Source organism: Pantoea sp. PNA 03-3, assembly GCF_003201175.1.
Taxonomy (GTDB): Bacteria; Pseudomonadota; Gammaproteobacteria; order Enterobacterales; family Enterobacteriaceae; genus Pantoea; species Pantoea stewartii.
The window spans coordinates 16531-38051 of the sequence record NZ_QICO01000009.1; the positions used below are offsets into that span (position 1 = coordinate 16531).

General features: G+C 53.0%; 19 protein-coding genes. 14 read left to right on the forward strand and 5 right to left on the reverse strand.

The genetic code is table 11. From position 1 onward, the window contains the following. Nucleotides 1–244: 244 nt before the first annotated feature. From mreB to tldD, 7 genes are all read left to right on the forward strand, one after another. On the forward strand, nucleotides 245–1288 hold the full coding sequence (gene mreB, locus C7433_RS19570) for a rod shape-determining protein MreB (protein WP_003855260.1): 1044 nt from the start codon (nucleotides 245–247) through the stop codon (nucleotides 1286–1288). A gap of 147 nt (nucleotides 1289–1435) precedes the next feature. Continuing rightward, nucleotides 1436–2458, forward strand: coding sequence for a rod shape-determining protein MreC (gene mreC / locus C7433_RS19575; protein WP_006120977.1), 1023 nt, complete (start codon nucleotides 1436–1438; stop codon nucleotides 2456–2458). Then, nucleotides 2455–2943, forward strand: a complete 489-nt coding sequence (gene mreD, locus C7433_RS19580) for a rod shape-determining protein MreD (RefSeq protein ID WP_006120976.1) — start codon at nucleotides 2455–2457, stop codon at nucleotides 2941–2943. The genes mreC and mreD overlap by 4 nt, the downstream gene beginning before the upstream one ends. Nucleotides 2944–2951: 8 nt before the next feature. Beyond that, the gene (locus C7433_RS19585; RefSeq protein ID WP_006120975.1) at nucleotides 2952–3533 is read left to right on the forward strand and encodes a nucleoside triphosphate pyrophosphatase; all 582 of its coding nucleotides are present in this window, start codon (nucleotides 2952–2954) and stop codon (nucleotides 3531–3533) included. A gap of 1 nt (nucleotide 3534) precedes the next feature. Next, complete coding sequence (rng, locus tag C7433_RS19590) at nucleotides 3535–5004, forward strand: ribonuclease G (protein ID WP_033740062.1); 1470 nt, start codon at nucleotides 3535–3537, stop codon at nucleotides 5002–5004. A 133-nt stretch (nucleotides 5005–5137) separates the two neighbouring features. Next, nucleotides 5138–8965 (forward strand): AsmA2 domain-containing protein YhdP, encoded by a 3828-nt coding sequence (gene yhdP / locus C7433_RS19595; protein WP_110268753.1) that lies wholly within the window; start codon nucleotides 5138–5140, stop codon nucleotides 8963–8965. 65 nt (nucleotides 8966–9030) lie between these two features. Continuing rightward, nucleotides 9031–10476, forward strand: a complete 1446-nt coding sequence (gene tldD / locus C7433_RS19600; RefSeq protein WP_006120972.1) for a metalloprotease TldD — start codon at nucleotides 9031–9033, stop codon at nucleotides 10474–10476. A 180-nt stretch (nucleotides 10477–10656) separates the two neighbouring features. Here tldD and aaeR read toward each other — a convergent pair whose 3' ends face one another. Then, entirely contained in the window at nucleotides 10657–11574 is a 918-nt protein-coding gene (gene aaeR, locus C7433_RS19605) for an HTH-type transcriptional activator AaeR (RefSeq protein ID WP_006120971.1), read from the reverse strand. A 229-nt stretch (nucleotides 11575–11803) separates the two neighbouring features. Between aaeR and aaeX the strand changes: the two genes are divergently transcribed. The 6 genes from aaeX to C7433_RS19635 all read left to right on the forward strand — a co-directional run bounded on the left by aaeX (nucleotide 11804) and on the right by C7433_RS19635 (nucleotide 17904). Next, the gene (gene aaeX / locus C7433_RS19610; RefSeq protein WP_006120970.1) at nucleotides 11804–12007 is read left to right on the forward strand and encodes a p-hydroxybenzoic acid efflux pump operon protein AaeX; all 204 of its coding nucleotides are present in this window, start codon (nucleotides 11804–11806) and stop codon (nucleotides 12005–12007) included. 7 nt (nucleotides 12008–12014) lie between these two features. Next, nucleotides 12015–12947, forward strand: coding sequence for a p-hydroxybenzoic acid efflux pump subunit AaeA (gene aaeA, locus C7433_RS19615; RefSeq protein WP_110268754.1), 933 nt, complete (start codon nucleotides 12015–12017; stop codon nucleotides 12945–12947). 9 nt (nucleotides 12948–12956) lie between these two features. After that, nucleotides 12957–14909 (forward strand): p-hydroxybenzoic acid efflux pump subunit AaeB, encoded by a 1953-nt coding sequence (aaeB, locus tag C7433_RS19620; RefSeq protein ID WP_039341742.1) that lies wholly within the window; start codon nucleotides 12957–12959, stop codon nucleotides 14907–14909. Between the two features lie 113 nt (nucleotides 14910–15022). Next, a complete protein-coding gene (locus tag C7433_RS19625) occupies nucleotides 15023–16477 on the forward strand; it encodes an NAD-dependent succinate-semialdehyde dehydrogenase (protein WP_039341745.1) in 1455 nt (484 codons plus the stop codon). Between the two features lie 55 nt (nucleotides 16478–16532). After that, nucleotides 16533–16817, forward strand: coding sequence for a hypothetical protein (locus tag C7433_RS19630; RefSeq protein ID WP_033740055.1), 285 nt, complete (start codon nucleotides 16533–16535; stop codon nucleotides 16815–16817). A 142-nt stretch (nucleotides 16818–16959) separates the two neighbouring features. Further along, a complete protein-coding gene (locus C7433_RS19635; RefSeq protein ID WP_033740054.1) occupies nucleotides 16960–17904 on the forward strand; it encodes an Rpn family recombination-promoting nuclease/putative transposase in 945 nt (314 codons plus the stop codon). A 205-nt stretch (nucleotides 17905–18109) separates the two neighbouring features. On the opposite strand, the gene yhcN (C7433_RS19640) is transcribed toward C7433_RS19635, so the two are convergent. The 4 genes from yhcN (C7433_RS19640) to argR form a co-directional block, all read right to left on the reverse strand. Then, complete coding sequence (gene yhcN, locus C7433_RS19640; protein ID WP_006120965.1) at nucleotides 18110–18373, reverse strand: peroxide/acid stress response protein YhcN; 264 nt, start codon at nucleotides 18371–18373, stop codon at nucleotides 18110–18112. Between the two features lie 94 nt (nucleotides 18374–18467). Beyond that, nucleotides 18468–18740 (reverse strand): YdgH/BhsA/McbA-like domain containing protein, encoded by a 273-nt coding sequence (locus tag C7433_RS19645; RefSeq protein WP_006120964.1) that lies wholly within the window; start codon nucleotides 18738–18740, stop codon nucleotides 18468–18470. Between the two features lie 73 nt (nucleotides 18741–18813). Then, nucleotides 18814–19077, reverse strand: coding sequence for a peroxide/acid stress response protein YhcN (gene yhcN, locus C7433_RS19650; protein ID WP_039341751.1), 264 nt, complete (start codon nucleotides 19075–19077; stop codon nucleotides 18814–18816). A 485-nt stretch (nucleotides 19078–19562) separates the two neighbouring features. Continuing rightward, nucleotides 19563–20033 (reverse strand): transcriptional regulator ArgR, encoded by a 471-nt coding sequence (argR, locus tag C7433_RS19655; protein ID WP_006120962.1) that lies wholly within the window; start codon nucleotides 20031–20033, stop codon nucleotides 19563–19565. A gap of 536 nt (nucleotides 20034–20569) precedes the next feature. Between argR and mdh the strand changes: the two genes are divergently transcribed. Beyond that, nucleotides 20570–21508 (forward strand): malate dehydrogenase, encoded by a 939-nt coding sequence (gene mdh / locus C7433_RS19660; protein WP_006120961.1) that lies wholly within the window; start codon nucleotides 20570–20572, stop codon nucleotides 21506–21508. The last annotated feature ends 13 nt before the right edge of the window (nucleotides 21509–21521 follow it).

Here is a 21521-nt window from a genome sequence, read left to right on the forward strand (position 1 = left end):
ATAGAGCGCCTGAAATGTTAGATTTTATGTCGGAGTAAAGTTAAGAAAATTCTTTAACAAGCAGCTCTGATAGCGTGATATCGCTGTTCCGCTCGTGTGCGAAACAGCTGTAAATGATTTAATGCGAATGTCGCCTAATTTTTCACCGAAGCAGAACGTTTTTGCGCCTTGTGGCAGCTTCGTGTGGTTGGTAAAGTAAGCGGATTTTATTTTCCGCCTCCAGCTTGCAGGATTATCCCTTAGTATGTTTAAAAAATTTCGTGGCATGTTTTCCAATGACTTGTCCATTGACCTGGGTACCGCGAACACCCTGATTTATGTAAAAGGACAAGGCATCGTGCTGAACGAGCCTTCCGTAGTGGCTATTCGCCAGGATCGTGCCGGCTCACCTAAAAGTGTAGCGGCCGTTGGTCATGACGCCAAACAGATGCTAGGCCGTACACCGGGCAATATTGCAGCCATTCGTCCTATGAAAGATGGCGTTATCGCCGACTTCTTCGTGACCGAGAAAATGCTGCAGCACTTCATTAAGCAGGTTCACAGCAACAGCTTTATGCGTCCAAGTCCGCGCGTGCTGGTATGTGTGCCTGTCGGTGCCACGCAGGTTGAGCGCCGCGCAATCCGCGAATCTGCCCAGGGGGCGGGTGCACGTGAAGTGTTCCTGATTGAAGAACCTATGGCGGCCGCCATTGGCGCTGGCTTACCGGTTTCTGAAGCGACCGGGTCAATGGTAGTCGATATTGGTGGCGGTACCACTGAAGTTGCCGTCATTTCTTTGAACGGCGTAGTTTACTCTTCTTCCGTGCGTATCGGTGGTGACCGCTTCGATGAAGCCATCATTAATTATGTGCGCCGTAATTACGGTTCACTGATTGGTGAAGCCACAGCGGAACGTATCAAGCATGAGATCGGCTCTGCTTACCCGGGTGACGAAGTGCGTGAGATCGAAGTGCGTGGTCGTAACCTGGCAGAAGGTGTGCCACGCGGCTTTACCCTTAACTCAAATGAAATCCTTGAAGCCCTGCAAGAGCCGCTTACCGGAATTGTGAGTGCAGTAATGGTCGCGCTGGAACAGTGTCCGCCAGAACTCGCCTCTGACATTTCCGAGCGTGGCATGGTTCTGACGGGCGGTGGTGCGCTGCTGAGAAATCTGGATCGTCTGCTGATGGAAGAAACAGGCATTCCTGTTGTCGTCGCGGAAGATCCGCTGACCTGCGTTGCGCGCGGCGGCGGTAAAGCCCTGGAAATGATCGACATGCATGGCGGCGATTTATTCAGCGAAGAATAATGGCCTCAACCGGCTGAGACCGTCGTAACAGTGCGCAGGGAGTAGCGTGTAAACCGGCGCTGCGTGCATCGGTATGATGTGTCCAGCCCAGGAAAGTGCGGTACGTCCGTACTTTCTTACCTTGTAGTCGAGGAACACGCAGATTATATGAAGCCGATTTTTAGCAGAGGCCCTTCTCTGCAATTGCGTCTCTTTCTGGCGGTGATTGTGGCGATTGCCATCATCATCGCAGATAGTCGCGTGAGTTCATTTACGCAAATACGCAACTATCTGGACACATCGGTCAGTCCGTTTTACTTCCTGGCCAACGGCCCGCGTCAACTTCTGGATGGCGTGTCAGATACGCTGGCTTCACGCCAGCAGCTTGAGCTGGAAAATAAAGCGTTACGTCGGGAGCTGTTTCTGAAAAACAGCGACCTGCTCATGCTGGGGCAATACAAGCAGGAGAATGCACGCCTGCGCGAATTGCTGGGTTCACCTCTGCGTCAGGACGAGCATAAGATGGTGACCCAGGTGATCTCCACCGGTACCGATCCCTATACCGATCAGGTCGTGATTGATAAAGGCAGCGCCAATGGCGTATATGAAGGTCAGCCGGTCATCAGTGATAAAGGGGTTGTGGGCCAGGTCATCGCTGTCGGTCAGTTTACCAGCCGCGTTCTGCTCATTTGTGATGCATCACATGCGCTACCCATTCAGGTACTGCGTAATGATATTCGTGTCATTGCGGCGGGCAATGGCTGTACGGAAGATTTACAACTGGAACATCTGCCAGGCAATACCGATATTCGCGTGGGCGATGTGTTAGTCACCTCAGGCTTAGGTGGCCGCTTCCCTGAAGGCTATCCTGTCGGTGTCGTGTCCTCGGTAAAAGTGGATACGCAACGCGCTTATACCGTGATTCAGGCACATCCTACTGCGGGTCTGCAACGTCTGCGCTATTTGCTGCTGCTTTGGGGAGCCGATCATAATGGTGATATGCCTATGGCGCCTGATGAAGTGCATCGGGTCGCGAACGAGCGCCTGATGCAAATGATGCCGCAGGTGCTGCCGCCTGCCGGCGAAATGGGGCCGCCTGCGCCCACCACACAGACTACCACACCCGCTTCGGGCAGCAGCGAAAGTCGTTCGCAGGATGCCGCTTCCCGCTCACGCGGAGGCCAGAATTGAGTCGATATCGCAGCCAGGGACGATGGGTGATCTGGCTGTCCTTTCTGATGGCGTTTATTCTGCAAATCATGCCATGGCCGGAACAGATCTATATGTTCCGGCCATCGTGGCTATTGTTGATTCTGGTGTATTGGGTGCTGGCGCTGCCGCATCGCGTGAATGTGGGCAGCGGTTTTCTGCTGGGGGCGATTATGGATTTAATCGCCGGTTCGACGTTGGGCGTTCGCGCACTGGCGCTCAGCATTATCGCCTATCTGGTTGCGTTTAAATTCCAGTTATTCCGTAACTTAGCATTGTGGCAGCAGGCGTTAATGGTTATGGTGCTGTCATTAGCAATGGATGTGATCGTCTTCTGGGCAGAGTTTCTGGTGATCAACGTCTCATTCCGCCCTGAAATTTTCTGGAGCAGTGTTGTCGACGGGATTCTCTGGCCGTGGCTATTCTTATTGATGAGAAAGATCCGCCGTCAGTTCGCTGTTCAATAAGGAAATTTATGGTAACCCTGTATCTGGCCTCCGCGTCTCCCCGCCGACGTGAACTGCTGAGCCAGCTTGGCATCACCTTCGAGCGTCTTGTCACTGATGTTGAAGAGCAACGTCAGCCCGGTGAAACGGCGGAGGGCTATGTTCGACGCCTGGCGCATGACAAAGCTAAAGCGGGCGTCACGGTTGCCCGGCAAGACTTACCGGTGCTGGGTGCCGACACCATCGTGGTGCTCAATGGCGAGGTGCTGGAAAAGCCCCACGATGCCGACCATGCCAGCGCGATGCTTAGTAAACTCTCGGGAAAAACGCATCAGGTCATGACGGCTATCGCGCTGGCCGATCGTCAGCAGGTGCTGGACTGTCTGGTGGTCACCGAGGTGACGTTTCGTAACTTAACCGCACACGACATCAATGAGTACATCGCCACAGGTGAACCTATGGATAAAGCAGGCGCTTACGGTATTCAGGGAAAGGGCGGAAACTTTGTTCGTAAAATCAATGGAAGTTATCACGCAGTCGTCGGATTACCGTTGGTTGAGACCGCGGAACTGATCGACCAGTTCCAGTCACTGCGTGCCGTAAGGGGTTAACATGACGGCAGAACTACTGGTTAACGTTACGCCTGCTGAAACGCGCGTCGCCTACATTGATGGCGGTATCCTGCAGGAAATTCACATTGAGCGCGAAGCCCGGCGGGGCATCGTCGGTAATATTTACAAAGGGCGCGTCAGCCGGGTTTTGCCTGGCATGCAGGCGGCATTTGTGGATATCGGGCTTGATAAAGCGGCCTTCCTGCATGCGTCCGACATCATGCCGCATACAGAATGCGTTGCGGGCGACGAAAAGAAAAATTTCGTGGTACGTGATATCGCGGAGCTGGTGCGTCAGGGACAGGATCTCGTGGTGCAGGTGGTGAAAGATCCCCTCGGCACCAAAGGCGCGCGGCTAACCACAGATATCACGTTGCCCTCGCGCTACCTGGTGTTTATGCCCGGCGCTTCACACGTTGGCGTTTCACAACGCATTGCCAGTGAAAAAGAGCGTGAACGGCTTAAAGCCGTCGTGGCCGACTACTGTGACGACCTGGGCGGTTTCATCATCCGCACCGCCGCGGAAGGCATTGGCGAAGAAGAGCTGGCGCAGGATGCTGCGTTTCTGAAACGGCTCTGGACCAAAGTCAGCGAGCGGAAAAAGCGCAATCAAACCCGTTGTCTACTCTATGGTGAGCTGGCGCTGGCGCAGCGTATTCTGCGCGATTTTGCGGGCGCAGCGCTGGATCGCATTCGTGTCGATTCGCGCCTGACCTGCGATCTCCTCAAGGAATTCACCAGCGAATACATCCCGGAGATGTCCAGCAAGCTCGAGCTTTACAATGGAAAACAGCCCATCTTTGATCTGTTTGATGTTGAGAACGAGATTCAGCGCTCACTGGAACGTAAAGTTGAACTGAAATCTGGCGGATACCTCATCATCGACCAAACTGAAGCGATGACGACAATCGACATCAACACCGGTGCCTTTGTCGGACACCGAAACCTTGATGAAACTATTTTTAACACCAATGTGGAAGCGACACAGGCGATCGCCCGCCAACTGAGGCTACGTAACCTTGGCGGCATCATCATTATCGACTTCATTGATATGAGTAATGAAGATCATCGCCGTCGAGTGCTGCATTCGCTGGAAACCGCGCTCAGTAAAGACAGAGTGAAGACGGGCATCAGCGGGTTTTCCGCCTTAGGGCTGGTGGAAATGACGCGCAAGCGTACGCGCGAAAGTATCGAACACGTGCTGTGTGAGGATTGCCCGGTGTGTAAAGGGCGCGGCACACTGAAGACCGTCGAAACGGTGTGCTACGAAATTATGCGTGAAATTGTTCGTGTTCATCATGCTTATGATTCTGACCGTTTCCTGGTCTACGTGTCGCCGACGGTGGGCGAAGCGTTGAAAACGGATGAGTCCCATGCGCTGGCGGAAGTGGAGCTGTTTGTCGGCAAGCAGGTAAAGGTGCATGTTGAAGCGCTCTATACTCAGGAACAGTTCGATGTGGTCATGATGTAGTGCTGGCCGGTCAGGCTCACGATGTCTGGCCGCACATTTTAGGGTAAAATGTGGCCCCATACCGCTTATGTCATAAGACGCCGGGTATGAGCAGCAACCATCCGTCGTTAACGGTAGACAAGGAGAGGTGTGAGTGAGGCAGTTGCCAAGAGTGATGTTACTGCTGCTCGCGACAGTCATTGTGATTGTGGCGCTGCTGGTCAGTGCGCTGCGTCTGGCGATGCCGCACCTCGATAACTATCGTAGTCAGGTCTTAGAGTTTGTTTCTGATGTCAGCGGTGCCAATGTTAACGCCAGCCAGCTGAAGGGCAAGTGGGAAAATTTTGGGCCCACGCTGCAAATCCGTGACCTGAACGTGGACATGAAACAAACGGGGACGCTCTCGATCGCGCGTATTACCGTTGCGCTGGACGTCTGGCAGTCATTGCTCCACTGGCGCTGGCAGTTCCGCGATCTGACGTTCTGGCAGTTGCACTTTAACAGCACTCAGCCTCTCCTGACCAGTGACAACGAGAAGCACAGCTTCAGGCTCACCCAGATCAACGATCTGTTTTTACGCCAGTTCGATCACTTCGATCTGCGCGACAGCACGATTGGTTTTATCACGCCATCCGGTCAGCATGCTGAACTGGCTATTCCTAAACTCACCTGGCTGAACGAACATACCCGACATCGCGCAGAAGGTGAGGTCAGCCTGTCGAGTTTTACCGGACAGCACGGTGTTGTGCAGGTCCGTCTCGACCTGAACGATAACGAAGGCTTACTCAACGACGGTCGCATCTGGATGCAGGCTGATGACGTGGATATGCGCCCCTGGCTGGGCCGCTGGGTGCGGGATAACACCCGTCTGGACAGCGCCCGGTTTAGCCTGGCAGCCTGGGTCACTCTGCGTGATGGTGATATCTACGCTGGCGACCTGTTGTTAAGTCAAGGCGGCGCAAGCTGGCAGGGCGAGAGCGGTCCCCATACTCTCAACGTTGATGGTCTGACGGCGCACCTTTCGCGTTATAAAAATGGCTGGGTGGTAACGGTGCCGCAAACCAAACTCAGCACAGACGGCAATGCGTGGCCTGCTGGTCATTTTTCGCTGTTCTGGCAACCGCAGGACGAGCAGATGCTGGGCAGCAACAGCGAGGCCGAAGTCCGCGTTCGTGCGACGCAGTTAGCATTAGATCGCATCGCGCCGCTGGTGCCGCTTTTTGCGCCTCTCTCACCTGCGCTGTTTGATAACTGGCGTGCATTGCGGCCGCGGGGCACGATTGATGGGCTTGCGTTAGATATTCCCTTAGCACAACCCGAGCAGACCCGCTTTCAGGTAAAGTGGCGTGATTTTAGCTGGCAGTACTGGAAGCTGGTTCCCGGCATCAGCCATCTTAATGGTGAGGCGACAGGCAGCCTGAACGATGGGCAAGCCGCAATTGCGATGGGGCAGGCTACGGTGCCTTATGGTGATATGTTCCAGGCACCGCTGGAGATCAAACAGATCACCGGCAACCTTAACTGGACGCAGGATAAGCAGGGGCTGACGCTGGCGGGTCACGACCTTGACATTCAGGCCCGTTCCCTTTGGGCGCACGGCGATTTCCGCTATCAGCAAAACAGTGATGCGCAACCTCAACTGAATATTCTGGCCGGCATTAACGTCACGAACGCTGGTGATGCGTGGCGCTATTTTCCGACACCGATAATGGGCCACTCGCTGACACACTATTTAAGCGGTGCGATTAAAGGCGGCAAGGTCAGTAATGCCACGCTGCTGTTTAACGGTAATCCAGCGCTTTTTCCCTTCCAGCACAACGACGGGATGTTCCAGGTTTGGGTGCCGTTACGCCAGGCAACCTATGCGTTCCAGCCGGGCTGGCCCGATCTCAGCAATCTTGATATCTATCTTAACTTCCTGAATGACGGCCTGTGGATGAATGCGCCACTGGCGAAACTGGGTGAAGTCGATGCCCGCAATGTCAGCGCCGTCATCCCGGATTACCTGAAGGAAAAGCTGATTATTAATGGCGATATCAGCGGTGACGGGCAGCAAATCGGTGAGTACTTCCAGCACACGCCGCTCAAATCGTCGCTGGGAGCGGCACTGGAACAGCTCCAGGTCAAAGGCCTGACCAAAGGTCATCTCAAGCTGGATATTCCATTGAATGGCAAAGATGTTCACGCCAGCGGGGATGTGCAGATGAATAACAACAGCCTGCATATCAAACCCCTGAATACCACAATGACCCATTTGACGGGGCAGTTCCGCTATAACAACGGCAATCTCGAAAGCGATACGCTGCAGGCCAACTGGTTTGGACAGCCGATCGATGTCAGCTTCACGACGCAGGAGAATCCTGACGATTTTGGCGTGAACGTCAAATTACAGGCGGACTGGCAACTGGCAAAAATCACTGACATACCCCGACAGATTAGCAGCCAACTGGCCGGTCATCTTCCGTGGCAAGGTGAGGTAAACGTCACCTTGCCTCACAAGGGCGGTGCGCATTATGCCGTGCAACTCAAAGGAGACGGTAAGGAAGTAAGTAGTCGCTTACCTCCGCCACTCGACAAAAAGGCTGGCGAGAGCCTGCCGGTTACCGTTAATGCAAACGGCGACTTAACGCATTTCGATCTGAGCGGCAGCGTTGACGAGCGGCACCGGTTTAACAGCCGCTGGCTGCTGGAGCCCACGCTGCGCGTTGAGCGAGGCATCTGGCTTAACGACACCAAAACCACACCGGCGCTGCCGGATCGTTCAGGCATGGTGCTGAATTTGCCTGCGCTCGATGGCGAAGCCTGGGCGGCACTCCTGATGGCGGGCGAAGGCGGAGCGGCCAGCCCGTCGGGTGAGCATAAGGTGGGCGGGGCAACGTTGCCAGGCAATATTATCTTACGTAGCCCCGCTGTCAGTCTGGCAGGGCAAGAGTGGCATGACGTGGATACCACCGTCACCCAGGAAATGGGCGGTAAAACCCAGGTGAAGGTTAATGCCAAAGAGTTACGTGGCCAGCTTACGACCTCGCCGTCAGCAGCGTGGCAGGTTGCTCTGGATTATCTTTATTACAATCCCGACTGGCAGGGCGCTGACGGAAAGAATACCGCGGCTTCGCCACTGGGGCAAAAAAGCGATCAGCTTGACTTTAGCAAGTGGCCTGCGGTGCAGTTTCAGTGTGCAGAATGCTGGCTGATGGGACAAAAATACGGGCGCGTTTCCGCCGGGCTGCAACCTAAAGGAAGTACGTTAGCACTTACTAATGGCTTGGTGGATACAGGCAGTTCGCGTCTGAATATTCAGGGCGAATGGGTTAACCGGCCCAACGACCAGCGTACCTCGCTGAAAGGCACCTTGCAGGGCAGCAACATCAATAACGCAACCAACTGGTTCGGCGTAAATACGCCATTACGCGATGCACCTTTCAAAATTAACTATGACCTGCACTGGCGCGCTGCACCCTGGCAGCCATCAGCGGAAACGCTGAGCGGCACACTGAAAACACACTTTGGTAAAGGCCAGATAACGGATGTGGATACCGGTGCGGCGGGGCAGATTTTGCGCCTGCTCAGTTTTGATGCACTGCTACGTAAACTGCGTTTCGACTTCAGTGATACTTTTAAACAGGGTTTCTATTTCGATTCAATCAATGGTACCGCCTGGATTGAAGATGGCGTCATCCGTACTGATAACCTGTCAGTCGATGGGCTGGAGGCGGATATCGCCATGCAAGGCAATATGGATCTTGTGAAGCGACGGATTGATATGGAAGCCATAGTTACCCCGGAAATTTCCGCCTCCGTTGGTGTCGCCACCGCGTTCGCGATTAACCCGGTCGTCGGGGCCGCGGTATTCGCGGCCAGTAAGGTTCTGGGGCCGCTCTGGAGTAAAATTTCTGTGCTGCGCTATCACATCAGCGGCCCGCTCGATAAGCCCAAAATTGACGAGGTTATGCGTAAGCCACGCGAAACCTATAACAAGTGATATTTGACGGCGTAACATAATTGCCTCAGGCTATGAATATCCGAGCACATATTGAGTGAGAAACGATGACTCTGAATCTGGTAAGTGAGCAGTTGCTAACTGCTAACAACATTAATCAGCAGGACCTTTTTTCCCTGTTAGGGCAGCTTTCAGAACGTCGTCTGGACTATGCCGATCTTTATTTTCAGTCCAGCTTCCACGAATCCTGGGTTCTGGAAGATAAAATCATTAAAGATGGTTCCTACCATATCGATCAGGGCGTGGGTGTCCGCGCCGTCAGCGGCGAAAAAACCGGCTTCGCCTATGCCGATCAGATCACAATGAATGCCCTGCGTCTGTCATCAGAAGCGGCCCGCAGCATCGTACGCGAGCAGGGGAATGGCAAGGCGCACACGCTGTCAGCCGTCGTCAACCGCGCGCTCTATGCGCCTGTCGATCCGCTTGGCAGCCTCAGCCGTGAAGACAAAATCGCCCTGTTACATCGTGTTGACCAGGTTGCGCGGGCTGCTGACCCACGGGTTCAGGAAGTGAATGCCAGCCTGACCGGCGTATATGAGCAGGTCCTGGTGGCGGCAACCGATGGTACCCTGGCCGCCGATGTGCGTCCGCTGGTGCGTCTGTCCATCAGCGTTCAGGTGGAAGATCAAGGCAAACGCGAACGGGGTACCAGCGGTGGCGGTGCGCGTACTGGTTACGCGTTTTTCCTCGCTGATGAAAATGGCGATGTGCGCGCTGATGCCTGGGCACGCGAAGCGGTACGCATGGCACTGGTCAATCTTTCCGCAGTGGCTGCGCCTGCAGGCGCTTTACCGGTGGTGCTGGGGGCGGGCTGGCCAGGCGTGCTGCTGCATGAAGCGGTAGGTCATGGTCTGGAAGGCGACTTCAATCGCCGTGGAACCTCCGTTTTTAGCGGTAAGATGGGCCAACTGGTGGCGTCTGACCTTTGTACGGTGGTTGATGATGGCACGATCGAGGGATTACGCGGTTCACTGGCTATTGACGATGAAGGCGTACCCGGACAGTACAACGTACTGATTGAAAATGGCGTATTGAAAGGCTACATGCAGGACAAGCTGAATGCCCGGCTGATGGGCGTGAATCCTACCGGAAACGGTCGTCGCGAATCTTATGCGCACCTGCCAATGCCTCGTATGACCAACACCTACATGCTGGCGGGTAAATCGACGCCGCAGGACATTATTGAAAGTGTGGAATACGGGTTGTATGCGCCTAATTTTGGTGGCGGCCAGGTCGATATTACGTCGGGTAAATTTGTGTTCTCCACGTCCGAAGCCTATCTGATTGAGAAAGGCAAAGTCACCAAACCGGTAAAAGGGGCGACATTGATCGGCTCCGGTATTGAGGCAATGCAGCAAATCTCTATGGTTGGCAACGATCTGGCGCTCGATAAAGGCGTTGGCGTGTGCGGTAAAGAAGGCCAGAGTCTGCCGGTTGGCGTGGGCCAGCCTACGCTCAAGCTGGACAAGCTGACTATCGGCGGCACCGCCTGATTAGCCTGACAAACCCGCCTGCTGGCGGGTTTTTTTAGTGCGCTACTATTACATCCTGAAGGCGCCCCATTCAGTAAACGCTGGCGCGATTTTCCTGTCTCTGCCGTAAATGATGCCTGTTTAAAGTCCTGCCCCACACCTTTGTGATGCCCTGTTCTGCACCTTGCTAAAGGCGAAGGGCTATGTCTTTCGGTGCTGCTTGTACTGCTCGGCAACCTGTTCAAAGTAGTGCGTCAGGTAGTCGATACAGACCTGAACTTTCAGCGGCAGCTTGTCTTTTTCGGTGTATAACGCATAAACCGGACGCGGGTCGGATTGATAGTGTGGGAATAAAATATCGATCTCTCCGCTCTTGATCTCATCTGCCACCCACATCATAGGGACATAGGCGATGCCGTTCCCTGCCTTAAGCCAGCGAATTAACGTCTGGGAGTCATTGGTGACGAAACGCCCCTGAGGTGACAAACGAGTCACAAGGCCTTCGGGTGCAATCAATTCAAAATTGTTGTCGGGGCGAACGCTGTATTCCAGCCAGGCGAATTTTGTAATGTCTGCCGGTTTTTCGGGTGTTCCATGCTGCGCCAGGTAGGATTTAGCGGCACACACCACCATGGGCATTGCCCCCAGCCTGCGTGAAAACAGACTGGAATCTTTCAATGCGCCCACCCGAATAACCACGTCCAGGCCATCGGCGATTAAATCGGGGGCAGGAATGCCGGTGACAAGATTGACACTCAGGCCGGGATAGTCACGCAACATATCACTGGTCATGCCGGCCAGGACGTTCTGCGCCATCGTGGAGGAACTGCCAATCCGTAACACCCCGACAGGCGTATTATTAAACGCATATAACTGCTCATGTACCTGGCTGGCTTCAGCCAGCATGCGGCGGCAACCCTGATAGTAAATTTTCCCCGCTTCGGTCAGGCCGATGCTGCGTGTGCTGCGATTGAGTAACTTAACCTGAAGGGCATCTTCCAGCCTGGCGATTATCTGGCTGATGGATGACACGCTGAGATGAAGCTGTCGTGCGGCCGCCGTGAAAGAACCTAATTCAACCACTTTGGCAAATATCGACATACCTTTAAGTCGTTCCATTGTTTACTCTGGCTAAAAAGTGATTTAGATCACATTCAGTAGAAAACGTATAGTTAAGCGCGTTACTATAAGCGTACCGGGGTATCACCTGGCGACGCTTCATTACCTGAAAACACCCGATGATACGCTATTATTAAGCCAGCCGTAGTTCAGATGTGGCTTAGGGCGCAGGCTTTTGCGTCGATCAAGGCGGTGGACTATCCCGGCCGTGTCGAACTAAGGATTTTTAATGAGTGTACTTCCGGTCTTTGTCATGTTTGGGCTCTCTTTTCCGCCCATTTTTATCGAACTCATCGTTTCACTTATGCTGTTTTGGCTGGTGAAACGCGTGCTGACGCCCAGTGGTATTTACGATCTTGTCTGGCACCCGGCACTCTTCAATACAGCTCTCTACTGCTGTGTATTTTATTTAGTATCCCGTTTATTCGTTTGAGGTTTACGTGAACACGCTTATAAGAAAAATCGCGCGTTACGCGATCACCATCCTGCTGGTCATCATCGCCGTTATCATCATATTCCGTGCCTGGGTGTTCTACACCGAATCGCCCTGGACGCGTGACGCCAGATTTGCAGCCGACGTGGTGGCCATTTCTCCTGATGTCACTGGGTTAATTACGAATGTGCCGGTTCATGACAACCAGCTCGTTAAAAAAGGCGATACGCTGTTTGTTGTCGATCGTCCCCGCTATCAAAAGGCGCTGGATGAAGCCCAGGCGGACGTAGAATATTACCAGGCGCTGGTGAATGAAAAACGCCGTGAGGCCGGACGTCGTAACCAACTCGGCACCTCTGCGATGTCGCGTGAAGCCATCGAGCAATCCAATAACGATTTGCAAACCACAGAACACCAGCTGGCGAAATCTGTTGCGACCCGCGATCTGGCGAAAATTGATCTGGAACGGACCACGATTAAGGCACCGTCAGACGGCTGGGTGACGAACCTGAATGTTTACCAGGGTGAATTCATTACGCGCGGCTCGGTTGCGGTCGCCCTGGTGCAGCAGCACTCCTTTTATGTGCTGGCCTATCTGGAAGAGACCAAACTGCACGGCGTCAGACCGGGCTTTCGGGCAGAGATCACGCCATTGGGCAGCAACATCACCTTACGTGGCACCGTGGACAGCATTGCGGCAGGCGTAACCAACAGCAGTAGCAGTGTTGACAGCAAGGGGATGGCAACCGTTCAGTCTAATCTGGAATGGGTTCGCCTGGCTCAGCGCGTACCGGTCCGCATCCGACTTGATCAGCAGCCTGGTAATCAGTTCCCTGCCGGCACGACGGCGACCGTGGTGATTACTGGCGCGGAGGATCGTCCGCACCAGGCGGTTTCACCCATGATGTCCTTCTTTAACCGCCTGCGTGAGTTTGGTTAAGAGGGCGATATGATCGAATTTCTGCGTTTCCCGATAAAGCTGACCTTTGCGCTGGTGGCAGCGTTGATGATCGGCTTTCACCTCAACCTTGAAACACCGCGCTGGGCCGTGATGACCGCCGGGATTGTTGCAGGGGGAACGGCGTTTGCGGCAGGAGGCGATCCCTACTCTGGCGCATTACGCTATCGCGGTCTTCTGCGTATTATCGGTACTTTAATTGGCTGTGTTGCCGCTCTGGTTATCATGATTGCCACTGTGCGAGCGCCAGTGGTCATGCTGTTGCTGTGCTGTATCTGGGCCGGTTTTTGCGTATGGCTTTCGTCGCTGATTAAAGTCGAAAATTCCTATGCGCTCGGTCTCGCGGGCTATACCGCATTAATTATCGTGGTCACGGCAAACGCCAGCGGCGGCCTTACGCTGGTTCCGCAATATGCGGTGGAACGCTGTAGCGAAATTATCCTGGGCATCCTTTGCGCCATTCTGGCAGATATGATTTTTTCCCCGCGATCCATTAAAAAAGTGATTGATGCCGAGGTGACGTCGCTGCTGGTGGCCCATTACCGGTTGCTGCAACTGTGTGTGGCGCATCAGGACAAAGAGGAAGTCGATAAAGCCTGGAGTGCGCTGGTACGACGCACAACGGCGCTGAGCAGTATGCGTAGCCAGTTAATGATGGAGTCGTCACGCTGGCAAAATACCAGCCGCCGTCTGCAGATGCTAAACACGCTATCGCTGACGCTGATTACACAGGCGGCGGAAACGTTTTTGATTCAGAACTCACGTCCTGAGTACATTCCCACGCAGTATCGCGTGCTGACGGAAAAAGAGGCCACGACGCCAGAAGATGTGCATAAACGTCTGAAAACGATGCGGCGACTCATGGCTGCCAGCAGTAAAACCGTGCCGGAAACGTTGGGGAGTTGGATGAGTGCCGCAACGGAATACCAGCTGTTGATTCATGGTGTGAAGAGTAATAGTCGTATTACCGATCTGGAAGCGCGCATTCTCCAGCGAGAAGTCGTGATTCAGGCGCGTTCGGCAGAAACCCACCATGCGATGATAAATGGTATTCGTACGTTTGTGGCGACGGCACTGGGCTCATTATTCTGGCTCTATACCGGCTGGACTTCAGGTAGTGGCTGTATGGTCATGCTTGGCGTGATTACCGCCCTGGCGATGCGCATGCCTAATCCGCTCATGATGGCGAAAGACTTCGTTTATGGCATGACGGTCGCGATACCGCTGGGGGCGCTTTATTTTATGTACATCTTGCCCAATACGCAGCAAAGCGCTCTGCTGCTGTGCATTGCCATCGGTTTACTGGGCTTTATTTCAGGCATTCTCATTCAACGCCGCCAGATTGGTACGCTGGGCGCGATGGCCGGTACGATTAACGTCCTGGTGCTGGATAATCCGATGCAGTTCAACTTTACGGTTTTTATCGATAACGCACTGGGGCAGTGGATCGGGAGTTTTCTTGCCTTAATGGTGATTCTGCTGATCCGTGATAAATCGAAAGCGCGAACAGGACGTAAATTGCTTAACCGCTTTATGTATGCTGCGGTGTCGGCAATGACAACCAATAAGGCGCGCCGGCGTGAAAACCATTTGCCAGCATTGTACCAGCAGCTCTTCTTATTGCTTAACCTGTTTCCCGGCGACATCGACAAATACCGCATCGCCCTGACGTTAATCATTGGACATCAACGATTGCGTGCGGCAGACGTGCCGATTAATGCGGAGCTTTCCGCCTTCCACCGCCAGTTACGGCACACGGCCGATCGTATCATTGCCGTCCGTAGTGATGAGAAGCGCCGTTATTATTTCCAACGCTTGCTGCGCGAGCTGGATGTCTATCAGGAAAAGCTGGCCCTTTATGATGCACCGGACAGTGTTACCGAGCCGGTGAAACGGCTGTCTGAGATGCTTTCAAAGTATCAAAATACGCTCGTCCAAATCTGAATTTGGGCCGTCAGCCGTGCTGGCGGCCCTTTCACTTTCCTTCCTTCCCCGACCTGTCATTTTTGCCATCTATACTTTCCTGAAGTAAAAACAAACTGACAGGAGTAACGCAGATGCCTTCTTCACTGCAAGACAGCGAACTGTTCCAGACCGGCTATTTAGTCAACGGGCAGTGGCTGAGGACGACGTCGACTTTTGACGTAACCAATCCTGCAACGGGGGACGTTGTTGCTCAGGTGGCGAAAGCCGGTAAAAAGGAAACCGAAGACGCGATTAAGGCTGCACAAGATGCCTTTCCCGCCTGGCGGGCGCAGACGGCTAAAGCGCGTTCAGCGCTGCTTTACCGCTGGTATACGTTAATCATTGAAAACAAACGCTGGCTTGCTGAGCTCATGACAACGGAGCAGGGCAAACCGCTTAAAGAAGCGGAAGGCGAGGTTGAGTACGCCGCCAGTTTCATCCAGTGGTTTGCCGAGCAGGCCAAACGAGCCAATGGTGAAATCATTCCGCCTGCTAAAGCGGGATCACGTATCCTGGCCACGCGGGAACCCGTTGGTGTTGTAGCGGCGATCACCCCGTGGAACTTCCCGATGGCCATGTTGACCCGTAAGTTAGGTCCGGCGTTGGCAGCTGGATGTACAGGGATCATCAAGCCTGCCAACAATACGCCACTTTCTGCGTTTGCCTTGCTGGCTTTGGCAAAGAAAGCTGGTATCCCGGACGGCGTGCTTAACGGCGTGGCAGGGGATACGCATGCTATCAGCGATGCGATTATGGCGAGCAACGCCGTACGTAAAATCTCGTTCACCGGTTCGACGGCGGTGGGCAAAACGTTGATGCGCAATGCGGCCGAGACCATGAAAAAAGTGTCGATGGAGCTGGGGGGCAACGCGCCCTATATCGTATTTGAGGATGCGGATATCGATGCTGCCGTTCAGGGCGCTATCGCCAATAAATTCCGTAACGCGGGCCAGGTGTGCGTCAGCGTAAACCGTTTTTTTGTTCATAATGCGATCTATGAGCGTTTCACAACCCAACTGGCAGATGAGGTCAATAAACTCAAAGTGGGTAACGGTATGGACAGCGGCGTCATTGTCGGACCGTTAATTGAGCGTTCGGCGTTAGAAAAAGTGGAAGAACATGTTAACGATGCGGTTGCCCAGGGTGGCAAGGTGCTCGCGGGCGGTAAGCGACATGCGCTGGGCGGCAATTTCTGGCAGCCTACGGTCATCGTCGATGCGCATGAAGGCATGAAGCTGGCTCAGGAAGAAACATTTGGCCCGGTTGCGGCGTGCTTCCGGTTTGATGATGAAGACGAGGTTATTCGTCGGGCGAACCAAACCGAATACGGGCTGGCGGCGTATTTCTATACGCAGAATCTGCAACGCGTCTTCCGCGTTTCCTCGGCGCTGGAAAGTGGGATGATAGGCATCAATGAGTGTGCCGTCTCGACAGAGCTGGCCCCCTTCGGCGGTGTGAAAGCGTCGGGACTGGGCCGGGAAGGATCGGTACTGGGAATGGAAGAGTACCTTGAGGTCAAAGCGCTGCACCTTGGCGGTTTAAGTTAAACGGCTATCTGGGCGGCACCGGGCCGCCCAGCGACGAATAACAGGAGTCACCTGTATGAGAGTCGAGCGTTTTGATTTTAATGAGATTGTCGATCAGGCCCATTTCTTCCGGCAATTCTGTGAACGCTTTTCCCTGAAAGCGCGCTATATCTGCGATTTGGATGGATTGTGGGACGTGATTGTCTGCAGAGGGCTACCTTTGCCCATCAAAATAGAGTTTGTGAACCTGGGGCAGGGACAGAAGCGGCGCTACGGTGCCTTGATTCTGCTGTTCGACGAGGCGGAGGAGGAACTGGAAGGGCAACTGCAGTTTAACGTGCTCTCATCTTCAACACGCTAAGGTCGGCTGTGATCATCAGGCTTAATGCCTTGTCCGCGTAAGTAAACATTATTTCTCGAGCATCCTCGCAACGTTAACGCTTACTGACGCCTCGCTTTTTCTGGTCGTGATACTCTGCCCGCCAATCATAAGGACAGGTCACATGAAAAGTAAAAGAGGCACGCCCACGCCACATGATGCGACTTTCCGGCAATTTTTGTCCCAGCCTACGATTGCCCGTGATTTTATGGAACTGCACCTTCCCGCAGCGCTGCTCGCCCTGTGCGATCTGAATACATTAAAACTGGAATCGGGTGCTTTTGTGGAGGAGGATCTGCGGCAATATTTCAGCGATGTGCTGTATAGCATGAAAACTACAAGCAGAGAGGATGGCTACATCCATGTCTTAATCGAACACCAGTCATCACCGGATAAGCATATGGCGTTCAGACTGATGCGCTATGCCATTGCGGCAATGCAGCGGCATCTTGACGCAGGGAACAAACGGCTACCGTTAGTCATCCCGGTTCTGTTCTATAGCGGCAAACGTAGCCCGTATCCTTACAGTACCCGCTGGCTTGATGAGTTTGCAATGCCCGTGCTCGCCAGTGAACTGTATGGCAACGCTTTTCCGCTGGTGGACGTGACGGTTATTCCGGATGAGGACATTATCGGTCACCGCAGCATGGCGGCTTTAACATTGCTGCAAAAGCATATACATCAAAGAGAGTTGACAGAACTCATCGATAAGCTGGCCCCCGTCTTACTGGCTGGATATCTCTCTTCATCGCAAGTGATATCGTTGGTACACTATCTCTTGCAGGCAGGCGAAACAGCCGACGCCGACATTTTCGTCAGGACGCTGGCACAGCGAGTACCGCAACATGAGGATGCATTGATGACTATTGCACAGCAGCTTGAGCAGAAAGGCATTGAAAAGGGCATTCAGCTCGGTGAGCAACGTGGTCTGGAGAAAGGACGCAGCGAGGGAGAGCGTGCGGCCGCGCTGAAGATCGCACGCACGATGCTGCAAAATGGTTTGCATCCCCGTGTTGTCGCCGAGATGACAGCACTCTCTGATGACGACTTAGCGCAACTCTGTCATTAAATACGTCACCCATTTCGCGTCAGAGCACCTCATGCGCAAGCCAGTTCCTGTCTTTTAACGCGCCTGAGTGTTGTGCCGCTGGCGCGATCGTTAGCCGATGTCCGTTTTCCTGCGCCTTACGGCTGTCAGGTTCTGCCTCGCCGTTTCAGACAGAAAAAAGCCCCGGCGACCGGGGCTAAAGGGTTCGTCATGAACAGACGAGGAACTATTTATAAAGCTGTGCGGTGAGGTGATAGCTGTCACCGGTATTTGCTTCAATAATTTTGTACGCGCTTGCGCCTTGCTCATCAGCTTTTTGAGACAGCTGAGCACGATAATCAATCGGAGAGCCTGCTACACCGCTGATGCTTACGGTTCCGGCAGGTTGTAAGTTCTGTGCTTGTTCGGCGGTCACCAGCTGTGCAGCGGAAGCGCCGAATGTCATAGCAGAAAGAAGACTTACTGTTGCGATGGTTGCTTTGATGTTCATGTTTATTTCCTCATAACTGTCAACAACCTACGGAGTCAAAACACAGAGCGGGTTGTCGATTAATTTCAGATGCGGCACGATTGCCGTCGATGTATTACTTATAAAGTTCAGCGGTAACGTGGAACGTATCGTCGCGATTATTTTCAATGACGCGATAGTGACCCGCACCCTGGGCATCTGCCTTTTGAGACAGAACCTGGCGAACATTCGTCTGATCGCCGTCGATGCCGCTGACGGTGATGGTTTGATTCAGGGGCTGCAGGTTCATTTCCTGCGCCTGTTGATTTGTTACCGGGCTGGCGGCATGGGCACCAAAGGACAGGAGCGAAGCCAAACTCAGGGCGGCAAAGGTTAATGTGGTTTTCATTACTCTTCTCCAGCAATGTTAATTAACCAGTGAGCATGTGATCTCATCTGGTTACCTGTCAGTTCAAACGCTTTTATTTGTACAACTCAGCGGTGGCGTGATAGTTGCCATCGTTGTAAGCCTCGATAACACGAAAAGCTTTAGCGCCGTGTTGATCCGCTTTCTCACTCAGTTGCTGTCTGATATCTGATGGCGCACCGGCGACACCACTAACGCTCACAGTGCCGACAGAGTGCAGATTCTGAGCATCCGCAGCAGAAACATATTCAGCTGCAGATGCACCAAATGACAGGGCAGAGAGAATGCTTAAAGCAGCGATGGTAGTTTTAATTTTCATGAAAGATGTCCTCGTCGTGGCTGTTCTTCTTTTTTATTAGTGTGATTCACATCACGAAAGTAAGTATAGGACTAATAACGGCAGAAATTAATATCTGCCTAATAATGTTTTGTAGTCATACTTTAACCTTATGGGATTTTTTTATAACTAAACGTTATTAAAAGCGGTTAAAAAACGGCCTTTGGCAGGTAATTACTTATAAAAACAGTAAGATGCGCAACTTTAACTTTTGGTGCGGAAATTTATGGTCGATCAGGCTGCTTGTGAACATAACCTCAAAGGATAGCACCATCGATGCGGTGTAGAGCAGTATAAAATAGCGTGGAAAAGTAGTCAGGATAAAGGGTATGACCAATAGTACAAGGTAAATAGCGGCAATGAGATAGGCTCAACTCGTTGATAATAGAGCGTTTAAACAGAAGAGAACACAAGGAGGGACGCGCTGCAGATCAACCGGCAGATGCGCTGCCGGTCAGAGATAAAGGCTAAAGTTCTTGTTCAAACAATACCAGAATAGCATCGTGCAGTTGCCTGACAGTAAAGGCGCGTGCTGGCGTGATAAAAATGGTGTCGTCTCCTGCAATCGTGCCCAGGATGCCTTCGGACTTACCTAATGAGTCAAGTAAACGCGCAATTAACTGTGCGGCACCCGGGCTGGTATGAATCACGACCAGAGCATCGTTATAGTCAATATCAAGCACCAGATTCTTCAGAGGACTGGTGGTAGTCGGCACGCCCAGTTCCGCAGGTAAACAGTAAACCATTTCCATTTTGGCATTGCGGGTGCGCACCGCGCCAAATTTCGTCAGCATACGAGAAACTTTTGACTGATTAATGTTCTCGAAGCCGTCTTCCTGAAGCGCCTGAACAATCTCGCCCTGAGAGCTGAATTTTTCTTCTTTTAATAATGCCTTGAAGGCTTTAATCAGATCGTCTTGTTTCGATGGGTTTCGCATAATTTACCAGTATACGTAAGACAAACCGCGAACCAGGCCGCAGCAAAGACATTATTATGCATATAAATGAATTTTTATGCAATCGGTTGTTAATTGTACTGCGAGGTCATCATCGCGGGCGGCGATAATAGCAAAGAATCTCCTCAGACCAAAACCCAGCTCACAGCCTGAAAAGGCAAAGGTTGCAAAGGTGTTATATTATTGATGAGGTAAGAAAATAAAAATGTACATTGCCGATCTCTTTCTGCGGATAATACGGTTGCCAGTTCACGGGTATAATGTTTACAGCCTGTTAGTGAGAATGATGCCTTCATCATTTGTTACTAAAGTAAGCCTGAACCGGGAATTGCCTGACTCGCGTGAGTAACCTGGCGAGTAAGGGACAGGAAGATGATGTGTCATTTTTTATCCGGCGCTTCTGTATTGAAGCAGGTAGAGCAGGCACCGGACAAACGTCATCCACTGAGCCGTTGGTTACGCTCTGATACAGATGGAATATCGGATCTTCTCTGCCCCACCTTAATAAGGAGTTATGAATGAAAGTTGCCGTTCTCGGTGCCGCGGGTGGCATAGGCCAGGCGCTCGCACTTCTACTCAAAACCCAGCTTCCAGCAGGTTCAGAACTGTCTCTTTACGATATCGCGCCTGTCACGCCGGGCGTGGCAGTAGATCTCAGCCATATTCCCACCGCAGTAAAGGTGCAGGGGTTTAGCGGTGAGGATGCGAAACCAGCCCTGAAAGGGGCCGACGTTGTGCTTATTTCCGCGGGTGTGGCACGCAAACCGGGCATGGATCGTGCGGATCTCTTTAATGTTAACGCCGGCATCGTCAGCAACCTGATCGAGCAGGTGGCGACTACCGCCCCTAAGGCGCTGATTGGTGTCATTACCAACCCTGTTAATACGACCGTGGCGATTGCGGCGGAAGTGCTCAAAAAACACGGCGTCTACGATAAGAATCGTCTGTTCGGTGTCACTACGCTGGACATCATCCGTGCAAACACCTTCGTTGCGGAGCTTAAAGGTAAACAACCTGGCGAAGTTGAAGTGCCTGTCGTCGGTGGGCATTCCGGTGTGACCATCCTGCCACTGTTGTCTCAGGTGCCGGGCGTCAGCTTCAGTGAGCAGGAAGTGGCTGACCTGACCAAACGTATCCAGAATGCGGGTACTGAGGTCGTTGAGGCCAAGGCCGGTGGCGGCTCTGCTACATTGTCTATGGGCCAGGCAGCTGCCCGTTTTGGATTATCGCTGGTGCGTGCATTGAATGGCGAAGCGAACGTAGTGGAATGTGCTTATGTTGAAGGTGAAGGAAAGTATGCCCGCTTCTTCTCTCAACCGCTGCTGCTGGGCAAGAATGGGGTTGCTGAGCGCAAGCCCATCGGCGCATTAAGTCCGTTTGAACAGCAGGCACTGGAAGGCATGCTTGAAACGCTGAAAAAAGATATCGCGCAGGGCGAAGCCTTTGTGAAGCAATAAAGCGTTTCAGACA

Coding starts and splice junctions, on each gene's coding strand:
- aaeX (WP_006120970.1), top strand. CDS start 11,804: ATGAGTGTACTTCCGGTCTTTGTCATGTTTGGGCTCTCTTTTCCGCCC.
- C7433_RS19585 (WP_006120975.1), top strand. CDS start 2,952: ATGGTAACCCTGTATCTGGCCTCCGCGTCTCCCCGCCGACGTGAACTG.
- yhcN (WP_006120965.1), bottom strand. CDS start 18,373: ATGAACATCAAAGCAACCATCGCAACAGTAAGTCTTCTTTCTGCTATG.
- rng (WP_033740062.1), top strand. CDS start 3,535: ATGACGGCAGAACTACTGGTTAACGTTACGCCTGCTGAAACGCGCGTC.
- mdh (WP_006120961.1), top strand. CDS start 20,570: ATGAAAGTTGCCGTTCTCGGTGCCGCGGGTGGCATAGGCCAGGCGCTC.
- C7433_RS19645 (WP_006120964.1), bottom strand. CDS start 18,740: ATGAAAACCACATTAACCTTTGCCGCCCTGAGTTTGGCTTCGCTCCTG.
- argR (WP_006120962.1), bottom strand. CDS start 20,033: ATGCGAAACCCATCGAAACAAGACGATCTGATTAAAGCCTTCAAGGCA.
- tldD (WP_006120972.1), top strand. CDS start 9,031: ATGACTCTGAATCTGGTAAGTGAGCAGTTGCTAACTGCTAACAACATT.
- C7433_RS19630 (WP_033740055.1), top strand. CDS start 16,533: ATGAGAGTCGAGCGTTTTGATTTTAATGAGATTGTCGATCAGGCCCAT.
- mreC (WP_006120977.1), top strand. CDS start 1,436: ATGAAGCCGATTTTTAGCAGAGGCCCTTCTCTGCAATTGCGTCTCTTT.
- aaeR (WP_006120971.1), bottom strand. CDS start 11,574: ATGGAACGACTTAAAGGTATGTCGATATTTGCCAAAGTGGTTGAATTA.
- mreB (WP_003855260.1), top strand. CDS start 245: ATGTTTAAAAAATTTCGTGGCATGTTTTCCAATGACTTGTCCATTGAC.
- C7433_RS19625 (WP_039341745.1), top strand. CDS start 15,023: ATGCCTTCTTCACTGCAAGACAGCGAACTGTTCCAGACCGGCTATTTA.
- yhcN (WP_039341751.1), bottom strand. CDS start 19,077: ATGAAAATTAAAACTACCATCGCTGCTTTAAGCATTCTCTCTGCCCTG.
- C7433_RS19635 (WP_033740054.1), top strand. CDS start 16,960: ATGAAAAGTAAAAGAGGCACGCCCACGCCACATGATGCGACTTTCCGG.
- aaeB (WP_039341742.1), top strand. CDS start 12,957: ATGATCGAATTTCTGCGTTTCCCGATAAAGCTGACCTTTGCGCTGGTG.